The organism is Rhizobium sp. BK275 (assembly GCF_014193555.1).
Lineage (GTDB): Bacteria > Pseudomonadota > Alphaproteobacteria > Rhizobiales > Rhizobiaceae > Rhizobium.
In genome coordinates, this window is sequence record NZ_JACHZL010000008.1 from 1 (window position 1) to 24623 (window position 24623).

Below are 24623 nucleotides of genomic sequence, written 5' to 3' on the forward strand. Positions count from 1 at the left end.
TTGATTTCTTCAGAACGAGGAACTTCGTCGCCAGCAGCGCCGCCGCCCTCGTCAGTGACTGGGCTTATAATCCCACCCCACCAAAACAGTCAACACATCCAATCCAACTTTTTTGACATTTTTGTAACAGGTTGATTCGACAAAGGATTTTCCAGTAAAAAGTTATCCACAGGCCGCCCTTTGGGACAAAATTCCCGAACAATCTTTTACCAGGCGATAAAAAATCATCAGGAACCCCTTCAAAAAACGAGGAAAGGTCGCGAAAAACAGTGCCTTGGCCAATTTTATGGTTAACGCAGAATAAACGCCGGCCCCATCACCACCGTCAAACAACCGTCATATCGGATTGTCGCGAAAGACTCGGAACCTAACGCGGTTTTTCGTGTTTCCCTCCCCATTGAAGGAAGGAGACAGACATGGCCGCCAATACCGATGATCTCAGAACATCCGTCAGCAAGGACATTGCCGCCCTCCAGCAGGAGGTGTCCCGCCTGCAGAAGATGATTTCCGCGCAAGGCGCCGAGGCCTATTACGAAGTGCGTGACCGCGCGGGCAAGGCTTACGACGACGCTCTTCCTCGCGCAAAAAACGCTGTTGCTCAGATCCGGGCGGAAGGTGCAGCGGTTGCCGGCACCGCTCGCGAGCACCCTGCAGCAACCACGACAGCACTTCTTGTCGCCGGAGCGATCGGCTTCCTCGCTGGCTATATGTTGTCAGGTACGTCGCAACCTGAGCCCCGTCACTGGTGGCGTTAAGCTCCCCGACCTCCCGCTCCAACATTTTTGCGCATCCAGCAGATCCGATTTTTGCAGGATGCGTAAATACTTATGTCTTAGAAAAACCAACTTTTAATGCGAGCGATAGGAACATAAAAATCAAGGGAGGACATCATGGACGACAAGAGAGAGAAGCTGATCGTCGAAGTGAGTGTCGATGGCGGCAACGGGCGTCACGCAGTCGGCATCATGAACATGCGCCAGGCCCTTGATCTGCCCGAAATGCCGAGCCTGGCCTATACACATCCGGACCCAGCGAAGGCTGCCGCCGGCGTCGTTATGAACCGGCAGGAACTCGCCGGCTTTATGGCTTGTTCTTGAGGCCACACAATATCGTCTCCTTCCCACTGCGCTTTGCCTGAAGCGTTGACTGTTTTTATCGGCATCCGAAAATCCCCTCCTCCCCAAAATTCAGCGCGCCATTGCTGGCATCAGCGCGCCGTTCATGCAAAGAACGGCTTTCGCAATCGCATCAGGATTGGCGCAGTGAAAGGGCGGCACCCCCCGCAGAAAACACGCGAACGCAACAGACCCGAGGCTGAGCCGACCGGCAAGCGGGTTACACTTCCACGTGCCCTTTCCAAGCTCGGCTATTGCTCCCGCACGCAGGCAGAGCGCCTGATTGCCGAAAGCCGTGTGGCCATCGGTGATCGTATCGTCACCGATCCATCGACATGGGTCGATCTTTCGACCACCATCATAAAGGTCGACGGCAGAAAAATCGCCGCCGAGGCGAGGATCTATCTGATGCTCAACAAGCCGCGCGGTCTCGTGACCACTCGTCACGATCCCGAGGGGCGGCCGACAGTCTATGATTGCCTGACCGATTTCGATGTTCCGCACCTCTCGCCCGTCGGTCGCCTTGATAAGGCAAGCGAAGGGCTTCTGCTCTTTACCAACGACACGGAGTTCGCGCAGGCACTGCTCGATCCGATCACTCATGTCCCCAAGTCCTACCACGTGCAAATCGACCGGATTGCCGACGACAACATGCTATCGGCCATGACATCAGGCCTTCGGCACGACGGTGAATTGCTGCGCGCCACATCTGCGCGAAAGCTGCGTGAGGGTGACCGCAACTCCTGGATCGAAGTGGAGTTGCAGGAAGGCCGCAACCGGCAAATCCGCCGGATGCTGGAAGCACTCGATATCGCCTGCCTGCGGCTCGTACGCGTGGCGATCGGCGGGCTGGAGCTCGGCGACCTGCCAAGGGGATCGGTCAGGGCGCTCAACGAGGCCGAACTGAAGGATCTTCGCCGGAAGGTCGGTGCCGGCAAGAAAATACGGGATTGAGAATGAACGAAATGATGCCGCATGATTTCTGGCAGCAAATCCATCCACCCGGCAGTTTCGAAACAGGTGGCGACGTCACATCCTTCTTCGTAGCGGAGCTGGAAGATGGCAGGCAATTGCGGCTGCCGATCCGCGTGCTCGCTGACGGCGAGCATGCATTGGCCTCGCTGATCATCAATCAGGCGAGCTTCGCGGTGCTGGATGCGCTCGCCGAAACCCTCGCAGCAAAGATAGAACCCTTCGGCATCGACGTGATCGCCGGCCTGCCGACACTCGGTCTGACACTTGCGGCGGCAGTGGCCCAGAAACTCGGCCATCACCGTTATGTGCCGCTCGGTACCTCCCGCAAGTTCTGGTATCGCGAAGAACTGTCGGTCGCCCTCTCATCGATCACCACACCGGAGCAAGAGAAGCGCCTGTATGTCGATCCGCGCATGCTGCCTCTTCTGGAAGGCCGCCGTGTCGCGCTGATCGACGACGTTATATCGAGCGGAACCTCTGTTGCCGCCGGGCTCGGTCTGCTGGCAGGCTGCGGCATAGAACCCGTCGTCGTCGGTGCGGCCATGCTGCAATCAGACCGTTGGCGCGCGAAACTCGACACCGCGGGACCTCAATGGCAGGCACGCACGAAAGGCGTTTTCGCAACGCCTATTCTCGAGCGGACAGCCGAAGGAAAATGGTGCAGACCGGCCTGACCAACGGCAGGACCGCGCATGAGCACCATTCATTCTTTCATCTGAACGGACTATACAGCATCGGACGAAAAGCTACATTCCGCGTGTGATCGAACACAGGAACCGCCGATGACGCCTGAGCAAGCAGCCCTCCTGATCCTGCTGGTGGCGATGCTCTTCCTGTTCTCCCTCGATCGCTTGCGCATCGAAGTTGTCGCGATCGGCGGATTGCTTGCGGGCTATGTGCTCGGTCTTTACCCCGCCGACGGCATCTTTGCCGGCTTCGCAAGCCCCGTCGTCATTACCGTCGTGGAAATCCTGCTGGTCGTCCAGGTCCTGGCGCGCACCAAACTCTTTGACAGTCTCGCCGAACGCTTCGTCGCATCGGGTCTTTCGCATTTCCGGGTCATAGCTGGTGTCTCCGCCCTCAGCGGTTTCATCTCGATCTTCATGAACAATATCGGCGCCTTCGCGATTACCCTGCCGCTGGCGCTGCGGCTGAGCGCCGTCATGGGCATTCCGCGTCGGCAGCTCGTGATGCCGGTCTCCTTCGCCGCTCTTCTCGGCGGTCTCGTTTCGCTGATCGGCACGCCTGCCAATCTTCTCGTCAGTGATGCGCTTGAAAAAGCCACGGGCAAAGGTTTCCGCTTCTTCGATTTCGCCTATGTCGGCCTGCCAGTCGCCATTCTAGGCATTCTCCTGATCACCCTGATCGCGCAGCGATTGTTTTCCGAGCCGGACGAACCCACGACAGCGCCCTCTCCTCCTGCCCGTCGCATCGTCGTCGAGCGCAGCATTCCCGAACATTCGCCACTCGTCGGCGCAACACTTGCTCAATGTCCGGAACGTTTCGGCATTCAGCCGCATGCCCTCATCCGCGACAGGGCCTTCGTCTTCGGCCCGCTCGAACACTCAGTCATCCAGCCGGGAGATGTTCTCCTGGCCCAAGGTGCGGATTCGATCTTCGCGAATCTGGCCACCTGCCAGGCGCTGGTGCCGGAAGCCCATCCGCATGGGTTGCAGCAGGATTTCGCCAGCATCGAAGCCGTCGTCATGCCGGAAAGCACCGTCGTCGGCTCGCGTATCGCATCGCTGGAGGTCTTCCGCAATCGCGGGATCACCGTCTCGGCACTGTCGATGCGCTCTCCCCGTATTGAAGGACGTTTCGCCGATCTGCAGCTTTCGATCGGCGATATCCTGGTGCTGGAAGGCCCGAAAGCGGCAATCGCGGAGGCGCTCGAGGAGTGCGAATGCCTGCCGCTTGCCTCCGCAGCGCCCTCCCCGACATCGTCGGCCTCGTGGCGACCCTTCGCGATCTTTGCCTGCGGCGTCGTTGCCTCCGCCTTCGGTCTTCGCCCCGATATCGCCCTCGCCTTCGTGGTGCTGGCGCTCGCTCTGCTCGGTTATCTCAACATTCGTCATGCGATGGCGGATCTCAACTGGCCGATCATCATCATGCTCGCGGCGATGATCCCGATCGGTCAGGCGGTGGTGACAACGGGCACGGCCGAGATCATTGCGGCATGGCTGAGCCTTGCCTTCCCGATCGGCCATCCCTTGTGGGGCATCGCGCTGGTTCTGTTCCTCGCCATGGCGCTGACGCCCTTCGTCAACAATGCGACGGTTGCGATCGTTCTGGCTCCGATAGCGCTGGAGTTCGCTCGCGTCGGCCAGCATGCGCCGCAGGCCTATCTAATTGCGGTGGCGGCTGGCGCGTCGCAGGATTTCCTGACACCCTTTGGCCATCACAACAATACGCTGTCGATGAGCATCGGCAGCTATCGCTTCGGTGATTTCCTGCGCGCCGGCTGGCCGCTGACGCTCGCCGGCTATATAGTCACACTCATTCTCATTGCCCTCTTCTGGCTTTGAATGAGCCTTTGCTTGACTTCCCCGGCAATGAAACTAGAGCAGAGACAATCTAAGCCGATAGAAGGACAGCCAAGCGCCGTGCGTATTCTCTCCGAAGCCCATTTCCCGGAACTGCCGAACTACTACCGTGGCAAGGTGCGCGAGAATTACGATCTTCCGGATGGGCGGCGCATCATCATCAGCACTGATCGGCTGAGCGCTTTCGATCGTATCCTGACCTGCATTCCCTACAAGGGACAGGTGCTGACGCAGACAGCCCGCTACTGGTTCGAGGCGACGAAGGACATCTGCCCCAATCACGTCCTCGATTATCCCGATCCGAACGTCGTCATTGGCAAACGGCTCGATATTCTTCCGGTCGAGATCGTCGTGCGCGGCTATCTCGCCGGCACGACCGGCACGTCGATTCTCACACTCTATAAGAAGGGCGAGCGCGAAATGTACGGCATGCGCCTGCCCGACGGCATGCGCGACAACCAGATCCTCCCCGAACCGGTCATCACGCCGACCAGCAAAGAATTTGACGGCGGTCACGACGAGCCGCTGACGCCGGCTGAAATCGTCAGCCGCGGGCTATTGACTGGAGAACAGTGGGAAACGCTTTCCAAGTATGCGCTGGCGCTTTTCGCTCGCGGCCAGGAAATAGCGGCAAAACGCGGCCTGATTCTCGTCGACACCAAATATGAATTCGGCACGGACGAGGACGGCAACATCATTCTCGCCGACGAGATCCATACGCCCGACAGCAGCCGCTACTGGGTCGCAGAAACCTATCCCGCTGCTTTCGCAGCGGGCAATCGCCCGGAAAGCTTCGACAAGGACTTCGTGCGCGCCTGGGTAGTCGAACGCTGCGATCCCTACAAGGATGCAATTCCGGAAATTCCGGTCGCGTTGATCGAGCAGACCTCGGCCGTCTATATCAAAGCCTATGAGTGGATCACCGGTGAACGCTTCGTACCCGACGACCGCGGCGAAACGCCCGCCGCGCGTGTTCGCACAAATCTCGCGCCCTATTTCCCCTGAACCGCGTGACTACAGCGCCGCGCGTCTTTTCAGACACGCAAAGGACGCTGTAGCACTTTGAATTACTGCATAATTCCCTAAATCGATCCCGATTTAGGGAATTATGCAGTAGGCTGCGAGTTGGCTTGCAGCCTTTCGGCCAAACGCGCTAGCATTGAAAAAAGGGGTGTCGGGCCAAGCCCGGCGGGGGACAAATGGCACGCAGGCCCAGACGCAAGGCCGAAGAGACCCGGGAGGATATCCTCTCGATGGCGGAGACGCTGTTTCGCCAGCGCGGCTTTGTGGCGGTTTCCATCGCCGATATCGCCGCCTCGCTGCACATGTCGCCGGCCAACGTCTTCAAGCATTTCCATTCGAAGGCGGTCCTCGTCGATGCGATTGCCGAGCGCCATCTCGGCAATGCTACGGAGCGCTTCGCCGCCGTCGACACAAGCCTGCCGCCGAAGGAGCAGTTGCTGAGCTTCGTTCTGCGCCTGCTCGACAGCCATCTGCAGGACATCCAGCAGAACCCCTACATCTTCGAAATGGTGATCTCTACTATCGATGCCAAGCTCGACGCGGGCCATCGCTATCGCGAGCGGATAGAGCAGAAACTGGGCGAGATCATCCGTGAAGGTGTAGCCGAAGGCAATTACCATTGCGACAATACGGACGCGGCAGCCCGCACCGTTGCAGACGTTCTCGCCTGTGTTCTGCATCCCATTCTCATTGCCAAGGACGACAAAAACACGCTTGTCCATCGTGCGGAAAAAATCGTGTGTTTCGTGGATGCCGCACTGCAAAATAACCCTTGCTAAGTGACGATTGCTGAATTACGTCACTTCATAAAGCTTTTCTTAATATCGGATAACGGCACCTGTTTCCGGGTCAATCATCACTCCTATATAGAGCGGCGCCTCCTAGGGCCGGCGATTGAACCGCTACTGCCAACCGCACAGGAAATTCAGCATGATCAGGCGCGCCCTCATCGTCTCCTCGGCCCTCCTGCTCGTTATGGGCCTCGCCGCCTGCAACGACAGCGGCAGCAAGCCCGCCGGCAATGCGGGCGCAGGCGGTGCCGCCCAGCAGGCCGCCCCGGTCGGTGTGGTCACGCTGAAGAAGGACACCTATCCGATCACCACGATCCTGCCCGGCCGCGCCGAAGCCTTCCAGGTGGCCGATATCCGCCCGCAGGTGAACGGTATCATCCGCGAGATCGCCTTTAAGGAAGGCGGTGAGGTCAAGAAGGGCGACCTGCTCTATCAGATCGACGATGCGGCCTATCGCGCCGCTGTCGAACAGGCCCAGGCGGCCATCTCCAAGGCTCAGGCAAGCGTGCCGAGCGCCCAGAGCAATTTCGACCGCTACCAGCGGCTTGTCGGCAGCGGCGCGACGCAGATCGAGTTTGAGACCGCCCGCACGGCGCTGGCCCAGGCAAATGCCGAAGTCGAAGCGGCTAAGGCTGCGCTGACATCAGCGCAGATCGACCTTGACCATACGAAGATCACCGCGCCCTTCGACGGCATTATCGATCAGACCGCCTATAATGTCGGCAACCTCGTTGCCGCCAACCAGTCGACCGCGCTGACCACCATCCGCCAGCTTGATCCGATCTATATTTCGCTGACGGAATCGAGCACCAACCTTTTGAAGCTGCGCGATGCGATCGCTGCCGGGGAGGTCAAGGGCGAGGACAACAATGTCGTGTTTCGCCTGATCCTCGAGGACGGCCGTGAATATAATCAGAAGGGCAAGCTCGACATGTCGAAGCAGGTCGTCAGCGAAACGACCGGCACCTTCATCATCCGCGTCGTCTTCCCGAATCCGGACCGCGTCGTGCTGCCGGGCATGTATGTGCGCGCCACGGTCGAGCTCGGTACCGAGACCGGATATTCCCTGCCGCAGCTTTCGACGACGCGCGATGCCAACGGCCGCCTGACCGCACAGTTCATCTCCGCCGAGGGCAAGGTCGAGACCCGCGTCTTCCAGAACGCTACGCCCTCCAACAATTCCTGGCTCGTAACCGACGGCGTGAAGGACGGCGATCAGCTGATCGTCAGCGGCCTCCAGTCGATTGTATCAGGCATGCCGGTGAAGCCGGTTCCAATGAAGATCAACGACAACGGCGTGGTTGTCCCTGCCGATCAGCCCGTGGCCGGAAGCGAACAAAAGCCCGCAGCAAAGTGATGCGCAGGCGCTTTCGTATCGTCACCGTCCCAGCCGTACAGGAATAACCGATGGCCAAGTTTTTCATCCGACGACCGATCTTCGCCTGGGTCATTGCGATCACCATCATGCTCGCCGGTCTGCTCGGCATCTTCACACTGTCGATATCCCAATATCCCGACATTGCGCCGACCACGGTCCGCATCAACGCCAGCTATCGCGGTGCCAGCGCCGAGACGGTCGAAAAATCAGTGACCACCCTCATCGAAGACGGCATGACCGGTCTCGATGACCTGACCTACATGACCTCGACCTCATCGACGGGCTCGGCCAGCATCTCGCTGACTTTCGGAACGAGCATCAATCCTGACATCGCGCAGGTGCAGGTGCAGAACAAGCTGCAGCTCGTCCAGTCGCAGCTGCCGGGCGACGTCATCGATGCCGGCATCAGCGTCACGCGCTCCACCTCGAGCATTCTTCTCGTCGGCTCGCTGGTCTCGACGGACGGCAAGCGCACTTCCGTCGACCTCGGCAATATCATGTCGACCTCGATCGAGGACCAGATCCAGCGTCTGGAAGGCGTGGGCAGCATCAATGTGTTCGGCTCCGGCTACGCCATGCGCGTCTGGCTGGATCCGTTCAAGCTGCAGAAATACCAGCTCACCCCCGGCGATGTGACCTCGGCCATCCAGGCACAGAACACCCAGGTTTCCGTTGGCTCGCTCGGCGCCCAGCCGGCCGTCCCGGGCCAGCAGATCAACGTCACTATCACTGCGCAAAGCCAGCTCACCACGGTTGCTGATTTCGAACACATCATCCTGAAGGTCGAAAAAGACGGTTCGACCGTCCGCCTCAGCGATGTCGCCCGCGTCGAGATCGGCCAAGAAAGCTATGGCGGCAGCTCTCGCTACAACGGCCTGCCATCGTCTGGTTTCGCCATCAACCTCGCAATCGGCGCGAACGCCATCGATACCGCCGCCCGTGTCCGCACCGCGCTCGAAACGATCGGCCGCGGCTTGCCGGAAGGCGTCGAGATCACCTATCCCTACGACACGACCCCCTTCGTCGAACTGTCGATCGAAAAGGTCGTGCATACGCTGATCGAGGCGATCGTGCTCGTCTTCGTGGTTCTGCTCATATTCCTGCAGAACCTGCGTGCGACATTGATCCCGACCATCGCCGTTCCCGTCGTACTTCTGGGCACGTTCGGCATCCTCGCGGTAACAGGCTACTCAATCAATACGCTGACCATGTTCGCCATGGTGCTGGCGATCGGCCTTCTCGTCGACGATGCCATCGTCGTCGTCGAAAACGTCGAACGCATCATGTCGGAGGAAAAGCTCTCGCCGCTGGAGGCGACCGAGAAGTCGATGGGCGAAATCACCGGCGCCATCGTCGGCATCGCTCTCGTGCTGACCGCCGTCTTCATCCCCATGGCCTTCTTCGGCGGCTCGACCGGCATCATCTATCGCCAGTTCTCCATCACGATCGTGTCGGCCATGCTGCTGTCTGCCCTCGTCGCCATCGTGCTGACGCCTGCGCTCTGCGCCACGATGTTGAAGCCGGTCAACGAGCACAAGAAACATCGCATCGGCGACTGGTTCAACCGGAACTTCACCCGCTCGACCAACGGCTACGTCCGCACCATCGGCTACCTCTTGAAGCGGCCGGTCCGTGTCATGCTGGTTTTCCTGCTGGTCGGCGTCGGCTGCGCGTATCTCTTCACCCGCCTGCCGAGCTCGTTCCTGCCTCAGGAAGACCAAGGCGTGCTCCTGACCATCGTCACCACGCCGCCTGGGTCCACCACGCAGCAGACGCAGGCCGTCGTTGAAAAGGTCGAAAAATACTACCGTGAAAACGAGAAGGATGCGGTGGAATCCGTCTTCGGCGCGCTCGGTTTCGGCTTCAACGGTTCGGGTCAGAACAGTGCCATCGTCTTCACCAAACTCAAGGACTTCTCGCTGCGCACTGATCCCAACCTCAGCGCGCAGTCGGTGGTCAGCCGGGCTCTCAAGAACTTCTTTGCGATCCGCGAGGCGCAGGTCTTTGCGCTGCTGCCGCCCGCGATCCAGGGTCTCGGCGTATCGAGCGGCTTCTCCATGTATCTGGTGGATACCGGCGGCCACGGCAATCAAGCCCTGACGGCCGCTTCCAAGCGGTTGATCCAGATGGCTGGCGCCACCGGCAAGGTCGTGGCACTTCGTTCGAACAACAAGGAAGTCGAGCCGCAAATGAAGATCCTGATTGATCAGGAGAAGATCGGCGCCATGGGTGTCGATCTTGCCTCGGTCAATTCCATGCTGTCGATCATCTTCACCGGCCGCGACGTCAACGATTTTACGCTGAATGGCGAGATCAAGCCGGTCTACGTGCAGGGCGACGGCCCCTTCCGCATGCAGCCGACCGATCTGAACCACTGGTATGCCCGCAACAACGCCGGCGAGATGGTGCCTTTCTCCGCCTTCACCACCACCCAATGGGTCGAGGGCGCGCCGTCTCTTGCCCGCTTCAACGCCGTCAGCGCCATTCCGCTGGATGGTGGCGCGGCACCAGGCGTCTCCTCAGGTGAAGCGATGAACGAGATGGAAGCCCTGACTGAACAGCTCGGCGGCGGCTATACGGTTGCCTGGCAGGGTATCTCCTATCAGGAACGCCTCTCGGGCTCGCAGGCGCCGATGCTCTACGCGATTTCGGTTCTCGTCGTCTTCCTCTGCCTGGCCGCGCTCTACGAAAGCTGGTCGATCCCGTTCTCGGTCATTATGGCAGTGCCGGTCGGCGTGCTCGGAGCGCTTATCGCGGCAACGCTCTTCGGGCAGGCGAACGACGTCTATTTCAAGGTGGGCTTGCTCACGACCATCGGCCTTGCGGCGAAGAACGCGATCCTGATCGTGGAATTCGCCAAAGACCGAATGGAAACAGGACTAGGCCTCTTCGAGGCGACGCTGGAGGCAGCAAGGCTGCGCCTGCGTCCCATCATCATGACCTCTCTGGCATTTATCCTCGGCGTCGTGCCGCTGGCGATCGCAACGGGCGCGGGTTCCGCTGCCCAGAACGCGATCGGCATCGGCGTCCTCGGGGGCATGCTTTCTGCGACGATGCTGGGCATTTTCTTCGTGCCGTCCTTCTTCGTCGTCATCCGCCGCATCTCTGCCACACGGAAAAAATGAGGCGGGAGTGTGATATAAATGCACTGTGAGAAACCTTTCCACATTGCTACATTGCGCGCGGGCTGCTTCGGCATGTGTTTGCGTAAGGAACGAAGCGCGTCGGGCCGATAGTGAAGCATGACGCTTCGGACAAGAATTGACTTGCTCGAGTTACAGGATGAAATGCATGGTATCTCTTCGTTATGCCACACCGGCGCTATTATTATTGTTGTCGGGCTGTGTAGTAGGCCCAGATCACGTACCTCCTGAAATGTCGCTTCCTGGAAAATTCAGCGAAGGCAGCCCAAAGAGCATCGGCGATGTCGCCACCGCCGCATGGTGGACGGCCTACAACGATAAGAAGCTCAACAGCCTTGTTCAGACCGGCCTCGATCAGAACCTCACGATTCAGCAGGCGATCGAACGCATCAATTCCGCCTCTGCCAACGTCACGATTGCCGGCGCCGGCGCCCTGCCTGCCCTCGATGTCGGCGCCTCCCAGACCGCCAGCGGCCAGACGGGCGAATTGCGCACCCAGTTCGATACCCGACACACCAGCGCCGGCCAGCTTTCGCTCTCCTGGCTGCTCGATCTGTTCGGCCTCTACAGGCGCAGCAAGGAAGCCGCCCTCGCTTCGCTTGACTCGGCTTACGCGGGTGCCGATGTTGCTAGGCTGTCCTACATCCAGGACATTGTCTCGACTTATATCGATCTGCGCTTCTTCCAGCAGCGTCTGGCACTTTCGAAAGCCAACCTGAAGTCTCGTCAGGAAACCTACGACCTCACCAAGTTCCAGCTGGATGCAGGTGCCGCCTCCCGCCTAGACGTTGTGCAGGCAGAAGGTCTCGTTCAATCGACGCTCGCAGAAATCCCTGGCCTTGAAACCAACATCCGCGTTTCGGCCCATCATATCGCCACCCTTGTCGGCCAGCCGGCCGGTTCGATGGTCGATGAACTGCTCCGTGGCTCCGGTCAGCCGACCTTCCGCGGCGGCATCAATTCGGGCATTCCTGCCGACTTGATCCGCAACCGTCCGGATATTCGCCAGGCAGAGCGTAACCTTGCGGCCGCCACCGCTCAGATCGGTGTCGCAGAGGCTCAGCTCTATCCGTCGATCTCGCTGTCCGGTTCGATCTCGCCGAGCTACATCAACCAGCGCGGCCTTCATGGCGCTCTCGGTGCATGGTCCTTCGGCCCAACCCTGAACCTGCCGATCCTCGACGGCGGCAGTCTGCGCGCCAATGTCAACGTTTCGAAGTCTGATGCAGCCGCATCCTATCTCGCTTGGAAGCAGACCGTCCTGACGGCTGTCGAGCAGGTCGAGAACGCCCTGTCCGCCGTCCGCCGTGACGCCGAGACGGTCAATGCGCTGCGCGCACAGGTCCGCACGACACAAGAAACCCTCGAACTTTCGACAGCGTCTTACAAGGACGGCGCCTCCTCGCTGCTCGACGTCCTCGACGCCCAGCGTCAGGTCTCCCTTGCTCAGGCAAGCCTTGCTGCTGCCGTTCAGCAGATGGCGAAGGATTATGCCGCGCTCAACATCGCAACTGGCGGCGGCTTTGCCCCCGGCGGCAAGACGACTGCACCTGTCAAGGTCGCCAAGGGCACGTGAAATCGTCGCCCATTGCTTGTTCAGGCCCCGCGGTTTTCCGCGGGGCTTTTTGTTTGCGCGAAAGCCGCCGGGACAGATATTCGCCCACTGAGTAAATTTGGATTCGACAAGCCCTAAGCGCTACGCTATGCAATTGCTTAAACGATTAAGCGCAGCACCTCGAAATCATGGCTTCACAACGCCCGGGTCCCAATCTCAGCAGGATAGCGACGTCACTCGGCGTCTCCGTTGCTACGGTCTCGAATGCGCTCTCCGGCAAGGGCCGAGTTTCCAATGCTCTGATCGAGAGAATTCGGACGCATGCTGCCGAACTCGGCTATGTGCCGAGCCAAGCCGGACGGGCGCTGCGCACGGGCCGCAGCGGCGTGCTAGGCCTCGTCCTGCCTGATATCGCCAATCCGCTCTTCCCGAAGATTGCGCAGGCCATCGAATTTGCCGCCTCCGCCGCCGGTTATGGGGTACTGATCGCAGACTCCCGCGGCGACATCACGGCGCAGACCGAGGCAATCAACCGGCTGGTGGAACGTGGTGTCGACGGCATGGTGGTCGTGCCTCGCCGTGCCACCCGCATTTCCGCCGCAAGCTGCCCGGTCGCGGTCATCGATACTGCCTCCACGCCCGGCAATACGGTCGCCGCCGACCATTGGCAGGGCGGCAGGGAGATCGCTGCCCATCTCGCCGGCCTCGGCCACAAGCAGATCCTGATCATCGGCAACAATCAGGAATCCAATGTCCAGAACGACCGAGCCGGCGGCATCAGGGCCGGCCTGCAGCCCGGCATGCGTTCCGAAATGCTGTGGATCGAACGCCTGGAGAACGAAACGGGCGCCGGCTGCCGGTTGGGCCTTGCGGAAAAGACGCGTCAGGGCTTCACCGCCTTTGCGGCCCTTTCCGACCTGCAGGCCCTGCGGGCGCTGACCGAACTACAGCAGGAGGGCATCAGCGTTCCGACCGATGTCAGTGTCACCGGCTTCGATGATCTCATCTGGTCGCCTGTCGTCACGCCGTCGCTGACGACGGTGAGGATGGACATGGACACCATCGCCGAAATCGCCATCTCCGCGCTGGTCGACAGAATAAACGAAAGCGGCACTCGGGAGGGCGTGCTGGTCACGGCGGAGACCGAACGCGTGCCCATGCAACTCGTCATCCGCCAGTCATCCGGGCTCGCGAACCCGGCACCAAAAACCTCAGAGATGGAGAACCTGTAGAATGAAGAAAGCCCTCATTGCATCGGTGGCGCTGGCCGCGCTTTTCCCCCTTGGCGTCGCGGCACAGGAACGGACGCTGACCATTTCCGTCTATGCCTTTGCGCAGGACGATTACAAGACGATCGTCTACGACCCCTTCGAAGCCAAGTGCGGCTGCAAGCTCGTTGTCGAAACCGGCAACAGCGTCGAGCGCCTCGCCAAGATGGAAGCCAACAAAGCCAATCCGGTGGTCGATCTTGCCGCCGTCTCCATGGCTGACGGCCTTGCCGCCACCCGCGCCGGCCTGATCGACAAGGTCGATACCTCCAAGCTCGAAAATTTTTCCAAGCTCTATGATATCGCCAAGGATCCGAACGCCGACGGCATGAGCGTCGGTTACACTTTCTACGCCACCTCGATAGCCTACCGTTCCGACAAGATGAAGATCGAGTCCTGGGCCGATCTCTTGAAGCCGGAATATGTCGGCCATGTTGCCTTCCCGAACGTCACGACCAATCAAGGCCCGCCGGCGCTCTATATGCTGGGCCTCGCGCTCGGCAAGGACGCGGCCGACCTCAAGGCACCGATCGAAGCGCTTGGCGAAAAGAAGGGCGAGATCGTCACCTTCTACGAAAAGTCTTCCCAGCTCGTGCAGCTCATGCAGCAGGAAGAAATCTGGGCCGCTCCGATCGGCCGCTTCTCCTGGGCAGGCTTCACCAAACTCAATGTTCCCGTCGCCTGGGCAACGCCGAAGGAGGGCCAGACCGGCGGCATGAACGTGCTGGTCATGACCAAGGGATCGAAGAACCAGGATCTCGCGCTGCAGTTCATGGATTTCTGGCTGTCGACCGAAGTCCAGACCAAGCTCGCCGAAAAACTGATCGACAGCCCGGCGAACAAGGAAGTGAAGGTCTCCGACGAGGTCGCCAACAACATCACCTATGGCGAAGATACCGCCAAGAGCCTGAAGCTCATCCCCGCCGCAGCCGCTCTCGACAATCGCAATGGCTGGCTGAAGCAATGGAACGAAAAGGTCGGCCAGTAAGCCGCTGCCGATAACGGTCCCGGCGCCGGCCGGGACCGACCCTTCCTCCGCTCGAAAGGCGTTTCATGTTCCAGAACCGCGCTGAAGCACTGGCACTTGCCCTGCCGGCAGCGATCTTCGCAGCCGTAGTCTTTCTGCTGCCTGTCGCGATCCTGCTCTCCGAAGGTTTTCGCAGCGGCGGCGCGTGGACGCTTACTGCCTATACCGATTTCTTCTCCGAAACGCTGAACCGCACCGTCTTCTTCCGCACCTTCCGGCTTGGCCTCGAGGTGACGGCGGTTTCAGCCATCATCGGCTACGCCGCCGCCTTTGCGATCGTCAATCTGCCGCCGAACGGCAAGGGCCGCATGATCGGCCTCGTCACCCTGCCGCTGATGATTTCGCCGGTTGCGCGTACCTACGCCTGGATCGTCATCCTTGGCCGCACCGGCATCGTCAATGAAGCCATCACAGGTCTCGGCTTGAGCGCGGAACCTTTGCGCCTGCTCTTTACCGAGACCGCCGTCTTCATCGGCCTGCTGCAGCTCTTCCTGCCACTGATGATACTGTCACTCATCAGCGCGCTCGAGAATATGCCGAAGGATGCCATTCCTGCCGCACGCGTCCTCGGCGCCAACTGGTTTCAGGTCTTCTGGAAGGTCATCCTGCCACTGACGAAGGAAGGTCTCGTCGTCGGCGGCACGTTGGTCTTCACCGGCTCGCTGACCGCCTATATCACGCCCGCCATCCTTGGCGGTTCCAAGGTGCTGATGCTGGAAACGCTGTTGTACCAGCAGGTGTCTGTCGCCAACAATTTCGTTTCGGCGAGCGTCATCGCCTTCATCCTGATCGTCATGAGCTTCGCCGCCAATATCTTGCTGAAACGGCTCGCAACCGCGAGGAACCGCCGATGAGCATCCGCCTCCTCTCACCGGTTGTGCTGTTCCTATTGCTGGTCTTCCTGATCGGCCCCTTTCTGATCATCATTGCCGCCTCGCTTTCGGCCGGAGATACGCTGGCCTTCCCGCCGCAGGGCCTGTCGCTGCGCTGGGTCGCCAAGGTCTTCACCATCGACAGCTTCCGCGACAGCTTCGCCATGTCGATGTTTCTTGCCGTCTTCGGCACACTGGCGGCGCTTGTCCTCGGCGTTCCCGCCGCCTATGCGCTGTCGCGCTATAGGCTTCCGGGTTCCGAAACGGTGAGAACCATCGTCTCGCTGCCGATCATCGTGCCCGGCATCATCGTCGGTCTGGCGCTGCTGCGTTACCTGGTGGTTCCCTTCGGCTTCAACATCACGCTGGCGCTCTTCTTTGCCCATACCGCGCTGGTACTGCCCTATGCCGTGCGTGTGGTGTCCGCGAGCCTCGGGAACCTGCGCTCCGATATCGAGGAAGCAGCGGTCTTGCTCGGTTCCTCGCGGTTCGGCGCCTTCTTCCGGGTCGTCATGCCGAATATCCGCGGCGGCATTCTCGCCGCCTTCATCCTCGGCTTCGTCACCAGCTTCAATCAGGTGCCGGTGTCGCTCTTCCTCTCCGGTCCAGGCGTGCGCACGCTGCCGATCGACATGCTGGGTTACATGGAAACCACCTACGATCCGTCCATTGCCGCGCTCTCGGCGCTGCTCGCCTTCCTTTCGATCGGCATCGTCTTCCTCGCTGAACGCTTCCTGGGATTCTCTCGCTATGTCTGACGCATACCTTCAACTCGACAAGCTGACGCTCGCCTATGGCGATACGGTTGCGGTGAAGGACCTTGACCTATCGATTGCCAAAGGCGAACTGGTGGCACTCCTCGGCCCCTCCGGCTGCGGCAAGACAACGACCATGCGCGCGATTGCCGGCCTGCTGAATCCGGTCTCCGGCCGCATCAATCTCGATGGTGCGGATATCACCCATGTGTCCGCCAACAAGCGCGCCGTCGGCCTTGTCTTCCAGTCCTATGCGCTTTTCCCGCATCTGAGCGTCTATGAGAACGTCGCCTTCGGTCTCCGCCTGAAGAGGCTGCGCGGCCAGGATCTCGACAACAAGGTCAATGCCGGCATCAAATCCGTCGGCCTCGCGAAATTCGCAGGCCGCAAGCCCGGCGAGCTCTCCGGCGGCCAGCAGCAACGTGTAGCACTGGCCCGCTCCATGGTCATGGAACCAAAGGTGCTGCTGCTCGACGAGCCACTCTCCAATCTCGACGCCCGACTGCGTCTGGAAATGCGTGCCGAGTTGCAACGCGTCCAGAAGGAAACGGGCGTGACGATGATCTTCGTCACCCACGACCAGGCGGAAGCCCTTGCCCTTGCCGATCGCATCATCGTCATGCTGAACGGCGGTATCGAGCAGATCGGCACACCTGAGGACATCTATAACAAGCCGGTTTCCTCCTTCGTCGCTGATTTCGTCGGCTTCGAGAATGTCTTTGCGCTGAGGGACAGAAAGCTTGCGATGCCGAACGGCCTAGTCGCGCTTTCCGCACCTGCCCCTGAAGATGCGGCGGGCCTGGCATGGCGACCCCGCGCGGTTGTCCTTGGTTCCGGCCCGTTCCAGGGTAGCGTGCGTGGCACGTCTTTTGCCGGCAACAGCCGCGAATACTTGCTGGACAGCGCGCTTGGCCCGATCAAGGCGGAAGTCGACGCTGCCCTGCCGCAGCACGAACTCGGCAGCACGATCGCCTTCGACCTGCCGGTTGCAGCCGCCGCAAGCCTCAAGCGTTTCGGGTGAGATCATGGGTGTTTGGATCGACACGGACATGGGTTTCGACGACATCGCCGCCATCATGGTGGTGATGAACGCCGAGCACGACATCGATGGCGTCTCGTTGGTCTTCGGCAATGCGCCGCTGCCGCAGGTACGCACCAATGCAGCGGGTGCTGCAAAGGCCTTCGGCTGGAAATTTCCGATTCATACCGGCCGGGATATGCCCGTGCTCGGCAAACTTGAGACCGCGCAGGCGATCCTCGGCGAAAGCGGTATTCCAACGACGGGAAAACACCTGCCGCCGACCCCGATCCTGCCAGACAGCGATGCCTTCCTTGCCCTCTGCCGCTGGCTGGAGCTGGAAGGCCCGCATCGCATCCTGGCGCTTGGTCCGCTGACGAATATCGCCGCGCTGGCGCTCGCCCGGCCCGATCTGGCAACCCGCATCACCGAACTCGTCTGGATGGGCGGCGGCGTCACCTCGGGCAACCACACGGCCTCTGCAGAATTCAATGCGCTCGCCGATCCGGAAGCGCTGGCGATCGTCATCGCCCACAAGCTGCCGCTACGCATGGTCGATCTCGATCTCTGCCGCAAGGTGCTTGCCAAGGCTGAGGATGCCGATCCAGTGCGCGCTGCCGGCGGCGCAAATGCCGAACTGATCGCCGACATGTTCGCTGGCTATATCAGGATCGGCACCAGCCGCGGTCGCCCCGCCATGGCGATCTACGACCCTTCGGCTGCCGTCGCCTTCGTCGCTCCGCAGGTGGTGAGCTTCCGCCCTGCCCGCATCGATGTGGAATTACAGGGACAGCACACGCGTGGGCGTACGATCGTTGAAACCCGTGCCACCCATGCAACGTTCAATGCACAGTTCGCTGCCGACATCGACGCCGATATGGCGCGTGTCATCATTCTCGCCGCCCTGGTCAACGAGGCCCGCAAATGACCGCCAACTTGCGCCAGGAACCCGCCGATCTCAACGAACCGGCCTTCCGCGCCCGCGCCGTCGCTGCGGCCCGCGGCGACAGCCCCTTCGATATGCTCGTTACCGGCGGCCGTATCCTCGATGCCGTGACCGGCCTGACCCGCGAGGCCGATATCGGCCTCGTCGGTGCTTTGATTGCGAGCGTGCACGCGCCAGCAAGCCGCACCGATGCCGCTGATGTAATCGACGCGACCGGTAGCATCATCTCTCCCGGCCTTATCGATACGCATATGCATATCGAAAGCTCGATGGTCACGCCGGCCGAATATGCTGAAGCCGTGTTGCCGCGCGGCGTCACGACGATCGTCTGGGACCCGCACGAGTTCGGCAATGTCCATGGCCTTGACGGCGTGCGCTGGGCGATCGAAGCTTCGCGCAATCTGCCGCTGCGCATGATCCTGCTTGCTCCCTCCTGCGTTCCCTCTGCCCCTGGGCTTGAACTGGCTGGCGCGGATTTCGATGCCAACCTCATCACCGAGCTGCTGCGCTCTCCGGTGATCGGCGGTGTCGCTGAGGTCATGAACATGCGAGGCGTCATCGACAGCGACCCGCGCATGACAGCAATCGTCAATGCCGGCCTAACCTCCGGCAAGCTCGTCTGCGGCCATGCCCGCGGGCTGGAGGGTGACGACCTCAATGCCTTCATGGCCGCTGGTGTCACCTCCGATCACGAACTTACCTCGGGCGCTGACCTCCTGCAGAAGCTCGCAGCCGGGATGACGATCGAGCTGCGTGGCTCTCATGATCATCTGCTGAAGGAATTCGTCGATGCGCTTGATGGCATCGGCCACCTTCCGCCGACCGTCACGCTGTGCACTGACGACGTCTTCCCCGATGAGCTCTACCAGAATGGCGGCCTTGACGATGTGGTGCGCCGCCTCGTGCGTTACGGCATGCGCCCGGAATGGGTGCTGCGTGCGGCAACCTTCAACGCCGCCCAGCGGCTGAAGCGCTCCGATCTTGGCCTGATCGCTCCTGGCCGCCGCGCCGATCTCGTGCTGTTCGAGGATATGAGCGAATTCAAAGCCCGCGCCGTCATCGCCAATGGCCGCCTGGTTGCCGAAGATGGCGCAGTGAAGGATCCGATCCAGCCACTCGATGCCGGTCCGCTGATGCAGTCGGTCAAGCTCGCACCGTTTGCCGACGATGATTTCCGCATTCCCGCGAAAGGAAGCAAGGTACGCCTCGCAACGATCGACCGCCCGCGCTTTACCCAGTGGGGCGAAGCCGAGGCAGATATTCGCGACGGTTTCGTCGTGCCGCCGACCGGCAGCGCCATGCTCGCGGTCGCACATCGCCACGGACTGGCAGATGGCAAGCCGCGTGTCGGCTTCCTGACCGGTTGGGGTGAATGGCACGGCGCCTTCTGCACGACCGTCTCGCATGACAGCCACAACCTCACCGTCTTCGGTGGAAATGCGCGAGACATGGCGTTTGCAGCAAACGCCGTCATCGAAGTCGGCGGCGGCATGGCCGTGGTAAAGGACGGCCGCGTCGAAGTCCTCTTGCCCCTGCCGCTCTCCGGCCTCGTAACCGATGCCTCCCTGCAGGAAACCGCCAACGGCTTCGCTGCCATCCGCAAGGCCATGGAGAAGGTCGTCGACTGGAAGCCGCCCTATTTGGTCTTCAAGGCCTGCTTCGGCGCGACGCTTGCCTGCAATATCGGCCCGCACCAGACCGACCGCGGCATTGCCGACGTCATCACGGGCAAGGTGCTGGAAAGCCCGATATTGGAGATCTTCTGAGGCAGCCTACGCCTCAGCCTTGAGTTCCCGCTCCACCAGCGACACCCAATAAGCCGCACCATATCCGAGCGCCTCGTCATTGAAGTCGTAGGCAGTGTTGTGATGCAGCGCTCCATCGACAGCCGGACCGTTGCCGAGCCAGACATAACAGCCTGGAGCATTCTGCCCGAAGAACGCGAAATCGTCGCCGGCGGTGGATGGCGGAAAGCTCGTACGCACCTTCTCGCCAAAGACCGCCTGCGCAGCACCGAGCGCCCGTGCAGTCGCATCCGCATCATTGACGACGGGCGGAATACGGCGTTCGAATTCATAGTCTACCGAAATACCGAACATCGCGGCCGTACCCTGCGCCAGGCGGCCAATTTCCGTTTCGAGCTGGTCCCGCACTTCGGGCGAATAGGCGCGCGCCGTTCCGCCGATCTCGACGATATCAGGAATGACGTTCAATGCCTTGGGATTACCGGCCTGTACCGAACAGGCGCTGACGACAGCCGGCTGAAGCGGATCGACGACACGGCCGACGATCGTCTGAAGAGACGACAGGAAAGTGCCGGCAGCCGTGATCGGATCGCGGCCGAGATGCGGCTTTGCGCCATGCGTGCCAGTGCCTCGGAAGGTGATCCGCCAGCTATCGGATGAGGCAAGCTGCGGCCCCCCGACGACAGCGATCTCATCAACGGCAAGCCCGGGCATATTGTGCAGCCCATAAACGGCATCGCAGGGAAACTGCTTGAACAGCCCCTCCTCCACCATACGCCTCGCCCCGCCGCGGCCCTCCTCGGCCGGCTGAAAGATGAAATGAACCGTGCCGGAAAACCCGCGCGTTTCGGCGAGATAGCGCGCCGCGCCGAGCAGCATCGTCGTATGCCCGTCATGACCACAAGCATGCATCTTGCCCGGCACTGTCGATTTATAAGGCCGCTCCGCTGTCTCCGGCATGGCGAGAGCGTCCATGTCTGCCCTCAGCCCGATCGTGCGCGTGCCATTGCCGATCTGCAGCGTGCCGACGACACCGGTACTGCCGAGGCCGCGATGCACCTTGATACCGGCCTCCTTCAGAAGCTTGGCGACGACATCGCTGGTGCGCTCCTCTTCGAAGCCGAGTTCGGGGTGGGCATGGAGGTCTCGGCGGAGGGAGGTCAGAAAGGGCAGATCGTTGCTGATCCGGGCGGGAATGCTCATGAGCCTGGATATCCTGTAAAACGAAAACGGGCGCCCGACGGCGCCCGCATCAGATCACTCTTTTTTCAACAAACGGGCCGTCAGCGCAAGCCCTCACGCCTCTTCGACGAAGACCTCTTCACGCTTGCGCTTGACGCTCGGCAGGAAGACGATGATCAGCACCGCCACGGCGATCGCCAGCAGAATGGCACTGATCGGCCGTGTGACGAAGGTCATCGCATCGCCGCGTGACAGGATCATGGCCCGTCGCAGGTTTTCCTCCAGCAGCGGCCCGAGTACGAAGCCGAGCAAGAGCGGCGCCGGCTCGCAGCGAAGCTTGGCGAGCACATAGCCGATGAGACCGAAGAAGGCTACGGCATAGAGGTCGTAAACGTTGGAATTGACGCTGTAGACCCCGATCGAGCAGAAGGCCATGATGACGGGGAATAGCACGTAATAGGGGACTGTCAGGAGTTTCACCCACAAGCCGATCAGCGGCAAGTTCAGGATGACGAGCATCAGGTTGCCGATCCACATGGAGGCAATGATGCCCCAGAAAAGTGCCGGCTGCTCCGTCGCCACGTTCGGTCCTGGCACGATGCCCTGAATGATCATTGCGCCGACCATCAGCGCCATGACCGGATTTGCCGGAATCCCGAGCGTCAGGAGTGGAATGAACGACGTCTGCGCACCGGCATTATTGGCCGATTCCGGCCCTGCAACGCCGGCGACCGCGCCGTGGCCGAACTCCTGCGGCCTCTTGGAGACACGCTTTTCCACCGTATAGGAGGCGAACGAGGCGAGGATCGCCCCGCCGCCCGGCAGGATGCCGAGCGCCGAGCCGATGACTGTGCCGCGAATGACCGGCGCGATCATCTCCTTGAACTCTTCCTTCGACGGCAGGAGCCCGGAGACTTTCGCCATCAGCACCGTACGGGTCTTCTCACCTTCCAGATTGCGCAGGATTTCCGCAATACCGAAGACGCCGACGGCAAGCGCCACGAAATTCAGGCCGTCGGCATATTCGCGTATGCCGAGCGTGAAACGCGGCGTACCGGTATAGATATCCGTGCCCACGAGGCCGAGCAGCAGTCCAAGCGCCACCATTGCCAGCGCCTTGACGACCGAGCCATGGGCCAGCGCGATCGAGGATACGAGACCGACGATCATCAGCGAGAAATATTCGGCCGAACCGAATTGCAGTGCAATCGCCGTCAGTGGCGGAGCAAAGACAGCCACGAGGAAGGTCGATACCGAGCCAGCGAAGAAGGAGCCGAGCGCGGCAATTGCAAGCGCCGCACCCGCCCTGCCCTTGCGCGCCATCTGATAGCCGTCGATGGCTGTCACTGCCGAGGAAGATTCACCGGGCATGTTGATGAGGATTGCCGTCGTCGAGCCGCCATATTGTGCGCCGTAATAGATGCCGGCGAGCATGATGAGCGAGGAGACCGGCTCGAGCTGGAAGGTGATCGGCAGCAGCATGGCGATCGTTGCCGTGGCGCCAATACCGGGCAGCACGCCGATCAGCGTGCCGAGCAGCACGCCGATCAGGCAGAAGAACAGGTTTTCCGGGCTTGCCGCGGTGTAGAAACCGAGAGCGAGATTGCTGAAGAGTTCCATACCCGCCTCCTAGAACCGGACCCAGGGGCCAAAACGTTCGAACGGCAGCCCGAGCGCATAGCTGAAGACCCCAACCGAAAAGACCGCCAGCAGCAGCGAAAGAACCAGCGCGAACAGCACGTTCATGCGACTGGATGCAAAGCAGGCGATGAAGGCCGTCAGGAAAATTGCCGGCGCAAAACCGAGCCCGCGAACTGTTAGTCCGAAAAAGACCGGCGCCGGCAGGATGAAGAGCATGCCGCGCCAGGCGAACGGCTCGATCGGCTCCCCCTGAACCCGCACCGCCTGCACGAGAATGATCAGGCCGAGCAGCACGAGGATGCCGGACAGGACGAGCGGGAAGTAGCCAGGTCCCATGCGCAGCGCTGTACCGATTTCGAGGTTCAGCGACTGATAGGCAAAGAAGGCACCGGTTGCGGCGAGCAAGGCGCCGCAGATGACATTGGTGGTGTCGAAACTGAGAGATTTCATGATGTCTCCTGGTGTTGGAGATGGAGCGTCGCGACGGACATCGAATTACGCAGACACCCTCCTCCCGATCGGGAGGAGGGTGTAGATGCGGTCGGGTTCAGTCCGCGTATTCGCCGGCAGCTTCGATGACGGGCTTCCAGCGGGCGATCTCGCTCTCAAGCTTCGCCTTGAGCGCTGCCGGCGTCGCATCGGCCTCTGAAGACGGAGCGGTGCCGAGCTCGGCAAAGCGGGCGGCGACGTTCTGGTCCTTCAGCGCGACCTGCAGCGCCTTCGACAAGCGCTCATTGATTTCGGCCGGCGTGCCCTTCGGCGTGTAAATGCCGTGCCAGATGCCAACCTCGAAGCCCGGCAGGCCGGCTTCGACGGCGGTCGGAATGTCCTTGAGCACATCGAGGCGGGCCGGCGATGTCACTGCATAGGCCTTGATCGTACCGCCCTTGATCTGCTTCGTCGTATTGGTCGTCTGGTCGCACATGATATCGACCTGGCCGCCGAGAAGGTCAGTCATGGCCGGGCCGGTTCCCTTGTAGGGAACGGTCGTGAGCGGTGTCTGGATGGCGCTCATGAACATCATGCCGCAAAGGTGGGATGCCGCACCGATACCGGCATTGGCGACGGTGACCTTGTCCTTGTTCGCCTTCACATAGTCGATCAGGCCCTTCAGATCGGCCGGTTCGAAATCCTTGCGGGCAACGATCGTCATCGGAACATCGGTGACGAGACCGACATAGTCGAAGGCGTTCAGCGTGTCATAGGCGAGCTTGCGGTAAAGCGTAGCGCTGGTCGCCATGCCGATATGGTGCAGCAGGATCGTGTAGCCGTCCGGATCGGCATCGGCGACTCGCCCAGCACCGAGCGTGCCGCCAGCCCCACCGACGTTTTCAACGACGATCTGTTGGCCGAGATCCTTCGACATGGATTCGGCAACGAGGCGCGCAACAGTATCGGTCGGTCCACCGGCGGAGAAAGGCACGACCATGGTGATGCTGCGTTCGGGATAGGTCTGCGCCGAAGCGGCGTGAGCGAGAAGCGAAACGGCAGCGGCGGCGGTCACGCCAAGCATGGCCTTCAGGATTTTCATCGTTTTCCTCCCTGATGAAAATGACTAGTCCCGCCGGCACATCCTCCGCACCGGCTCGGATGGCTCATTTGCACGCCTGCGACTGGCTGCCGCAATCGCGGCGCGAAGAAAGGAA

Annotated in this window: 21 protein-coding genes; 17 read left to right on the forward strand and 4 right to left on the reverse strand. The window is 60.9% G+C overall.

Going from position 1 to position 24623, the window contains the following annotated elements:
* Window positions 1-416 precede the first annotated feature (416 nt).
* From FHT82_RS23520 to FHT82_RS23600, 17 genes are all read left to right on the forward strand, one after another.
* Window positions 417-755, forward strand: a complete 339-nt coding sequence (locus tag FHT82_RS23520; RefSeq protein ID WP_183735112.1) for a hypothetical protein — start codon at window positions 417-419, stop codon at window positions 753-755.
* A 135-nt stretch (window positions 756-890) separates the two neighbouring features.
* Entirely contained in the window at window positions 891-1097 is a 207-nt protein-coding gene (locus FHT82_RS23525) for a hypothetical protein (protein ID WP_183735113.1), read from the forward strand.
* Window positions 1098-1262: 165 nt separating this feature from the next.
* On the forward strand, window positions 1263-2069 hold the full coding sequence (locus FHT82_RS23530; RefSeq protein ID WP_183735114.1) for a pseudouridine synthase: 807 nt from the start codon (window positions 1263-1265) through the stop codon (window positions 2067-2069).
* A gap of 11 nt (window positions 2070-2080) precedes the next feature.
* On the forward strand, window positions 2081-2764 hold the full coding sequence (locus tag FHT82_RS23535) for a phosphoribosyltransferase (RefSeq protein WP_183735458.1): 684 nt from the start codon (window positions 2081-2083) through the stop codon (window positions 2762-2764).
* A 108-nt stretch (window positions 2765-2872) separates the two neighbouring features.
* Window positions 2873-4615, forward strand: coding sequence for an SLC13 family permease (locus tag FHT82_RS23540; protein WP_183735115.1), 1743 nt, complete (start codon window positions 2873-2875; stop codon window positions 4613-4615).
* Window positions 4616-4693: 78 nt separating this feature from the next.
* Window positions 4694-5638 (forward strand): phosphoribosylaminoimidazolesuccinocarboxamide synthase, encoded by a 945-nt coding sequence (locus FHT82_RS23545; RefSeq protein WP_183735116.1) that lies wholly within the window; start codon window positions 4694-4696, stop codon window positions 5636-5638.
* Between the two features lie 194 nt (window positions 5639-5832).
* Window positions 5833-6435, forward strand: a complete 603-nt coding sequence (locus FHT82_RS23550) for a TetR family transcriptional regulator (protein WP_183735117.1) — start codon at window positions 5833-5835, stop codon at window positions 6433-6435.
* A gap of 151 nt (window positions 6436-6586) precedes the next feature.
* Window positions 6587-7804 (forward strand): efflux RND transporter periplasmic adaptor subunit, encoded by a 1218-nt coding sequence (locus FHT82_RS23555; protein ID WP_183735118.1) that lies wholly within the window; start codon window positions 6587-6589, stop codon window positions 7802-7804.
* Between the two features lie 50 nt (window positions 7805-7854).
* A complete protein-coding gene (locus FHT82_RS23560; protein ID WP_183735119.1) occupies window positions 7855-10950 on the forward strand; it encodes an efflux RND transporter permease subunit in 3096 nt (1031 codons plus the stop codon).
* Window positions 10951-11116: 166 nt separating this feature from the next.
* Window positions 11117-12544 (forward strand): efflux transporter outer membrane subunit, encoded by a 1428-nt coding sequence (locus FHT82_RS23565; RefSeq protein ID WP_183735120.1) that lies wholly within the window; start codon window positions 11117-11119, stop codon window positions 12542-12544.
* A gap of 167 nt (window positions 12545-12711) precedes the next feature.
* Complete coding sequence (locus FHT82_RS23570) at window positions 12712-13755, forward strand: LacI family DNA-binding transcriptional regulator (protein ID WP_183735121.1); 1044 nt, start codon at window positions 12712-12714, stop codon at window positions 13753-13755.
* Window position 13756: 1 nt separating this feature from the next.
* Complete coding sequence (locus tag FHT82_RS23575) at window positions 13757-14779, forward strand: ABC transporter substrate-binding protein (protein WP_183735122.1); 1023 nt, start codon at window positions 13757-13759, stop codon at window positions 14777-14779.
* Between the two features lie 65 nt (window positions 14780-14844).
* Window positions 14845-15672, forward strand: coding sequence for an ABC transporter permease (locus FHT82_RS23580; RefSeq protein WP_183735123.1), 828 nt, complete (start codon window positions 14845-14847; stop codon window positions 15670-15672).
* Entirely contained in the window at window positions 15669-16448 is a 780-nt protein-coding gene (locus tag FHT82_RS23585; RefSeq protein WP_183735124.1) for an ABC transporter permease, read from the forward strand. The genes FHT82_RS23580 and FHT82_RS23585 overlap by 4 nt, the downstream gene beginning before the upstream one ends.
* Complete coding sequence (locus FHT82_RS23590) at window positions 16441-17466, forward strand: ABC transporter ATP-binding protein (protein ID WP_183735125.1); 1026 nt, start codon at window positions 16441-16443, stop codon at window positions 17464-17466. Before FHT82_RS23585 ends, FHT82_RS23590 begins: the two co-directional genes overlap by 8 nt.
* Window positions 17467-17470: 4 nt before the next feature.
* On the forward strand, window positions 17471-18391 hold the full coding sequence (locus FHT82_RS23595) for a nucleoside hydrolase (RefSeq protein WP_183735126.1): 921 nt from the start codon (window positions 17471-17473) through the stop codon (window positions 18389-18391).
* Complete coding sequence (locus tag FHT82_RS23600) at window positions 18388-20175, forward strand: adenine deaminase (RefSeq protein WP_183735127.1); 1788 nt, start codon at window positions 18388-18390, stop codon at window positions 20173-20175. The genes FHT82_RS23595 and FHT82_RS23600 overlap by 4 nt, the downstream gene beginning before the upstream one ends.
* Before the next feature lie 6 nt (window positions 20176-20181).
* Here FHT82_RS23600 and FHT82_RS23605 read toward each other — a convergent pair whose 3' ends face one another.
* The 4 genes from FHT82_RS23605 to FHT82_RS23620 all read right to left on the reverse strand — a co-directional run bounded on the left by FHT82_RS23605 (window position 20182) and on the right by FHT82_RS23620 (window position 24508).
* Window positions 20182-21357, reverse strand: coding sequence for a M20 aminoacylase family protein (locus tag FHT82_RS23605; RefSeq protein WP_183735128.1), 1176 nt, complete (start codon window positions 21355-21357; stop codon window positions 20182-20184).
* A 93-nt stretch (window positions 21358-21450) separates the two neighbouring features.
* Entirely contained in the window at window positions 21451-22956 is a 1506-nt protein-coding gene (locus FHT82_RS23610; protein WP_183735129.1) for a tripartite tricarboxylate transporter permease, read from the reverse strand.
* A 9-nt stretch (window positions 22957-22965) separates the two neighbouring features.
* The gene (locus FHT82_RS23615) at window positions 22966-23427 is read right to left on the reverse strand and encodes a tripartite tricarboxylate transporter TctB family protein (RefSeq protein ID WP_183735130.1); all 462 of its coding nucleotides are present in this window, start codon (window positions 23425-23427) and stop codon (window positions 22966-22968) included.
* 97 nt (window positions 23428-23524) lie between these two features.
* Complete coding sequence (locus FHT82_RS23620) at window positions 23525-24508, reverse strand: tripartite tricarboxylate transporter substrate-binding protein (protein ID WP_183735131.1); 984 nt, start codon at window positions 24506-24508, stop codon at window positions 23525-23527.
* Between the last annotated feature and the right edge of the window lie 115 nt (window positions 24509-24623).

Coding starts and splice junctions, on each gene's coding strand:
- FHT82_RS23575 (WP_183735122.1), top strand. CDS start 13,757: ATGAAGAAAGCCCTCATTGCATCGGTGGCGCTGGCCGCGCTTTTCCCC.
- FHT82_RS23600 (WP_183735127.1), top strand. CDS start 18,388: ATGACCGCCAACTTGCGCCAGGAACCCGCCGATCTCAACGAACCGGCC.
- FHT82_RS23535 (WP_183735458.1), top strand. CDS start 2,081: ATGATGCCGCATGATTTCTGGCAGCAAATCCATCCACCCGGCAGTTTC.
- FHT82_RS23620 (WP_183735131.1), bottom strand. CDS start 24,508: ATGAAAATCCTGAAGGCCATGCTTGGCGTGACCGCCGCCGCTGCCGTT.
- FHT82_RS23525 (WP_183735113.1), top strand. CDS start 891: ATGGACGACAAGAGAGAGAAGCTGATCGTCGAAGTGAGTGTCGATGGC.
- FHT82_RS23610 (WP_183735129.1), bottom strand. CDS start 22,956: ATGGAACTCTTCAGCAATCTCGCTCTCGGTTTCTACACCGCGGCAAGC.
- FHT82_RS23570 (WP_183735121.1), top strand. CDS start 12,712: ATGGCTTCACAACGCCCGGGTCCCAATCTCAGCAGGATAGCGACGTCA.
- FHT82_RS23565 (WP_183735120.1), top strand. CDS start 11,117: ATGGTATCTCTTCGTTATGCCACACCGGCGCTATTATTATTGTTGTCG.
- FHT82_RS23590 (WP_183735125.1), top strand. CDS start 16,441: ATGTCTGACGCATACCTTCAACTCGACAAGCTGACGCTCGCCTATGGC.
- FHT82_RS23605 (WP_183735128.1), bottom strand. CDS start 21,357: ATGAGCATTCCCGCCCGGATCAGCAACGATCTGCCCTTTCTGACCTCC.
- FHT82_RS23540 (WP_183735115.1), top strand. CDS start 2,873: ATGACGCCTGAGCAAGCAGCCCTCCTGATCCTGCTGGTGGCGATGCTC.
- FHT82_RS23585 (WP_183735124.1), top strand. CDS start 15,669: ATGAGCATCCGCCTCCTCTCACCGGTTGTGCTGTTCCTATTGCTGGTC.
- FHT82_RS23560 (WP_183735119.1), top strand. CDS start 7,855: ATGGCCAAGTTTTTCATCCGACGACCGATCTTCGCCTGGGTCATTGCG.
- FHT82_RS23520 (WP_183735112.1), top strand. CDS start 417: ATGGCCGCCAATACCGATGATCTCAGAACATCCGTCAGCAAGGACATT.
- FHT82_RS23595 (WP_183735126.1), top strand. CDS start 17,471: ATGGGTGTTTGGATCGACACGGACATGGGTTTCGACGACATCGCCGCC.
- FHT82_RS23555 (WP_183735118.1), top strand. CDS start 6,587: ATGATCAGGCGCGCCCTCATCGTCTCCTCGGCCCTCCTGCTCGTTATG.
- FHT82_RS23615 (WP_183735130.1), bottom strand. CDS start 23,427: ATGAAATCTCTCAGTTTCGACACCACCAATGTCATCTGCGGCGCCTTG.
- FHT82_RS23580 (WP_183735123.1), top strand. CDS start 14,845: ATGTTCCAGAACCGCGCTGAAGCACTGGCACTTGCCCTGCCGGCAGCG.
- FHT82_RS23550 (WP_183735117.1), top strand. CDS start 5,833: ATGGCACGCAGGCCCAGACGCAAGGCCGAAGAGACCCGGGAGGATATC.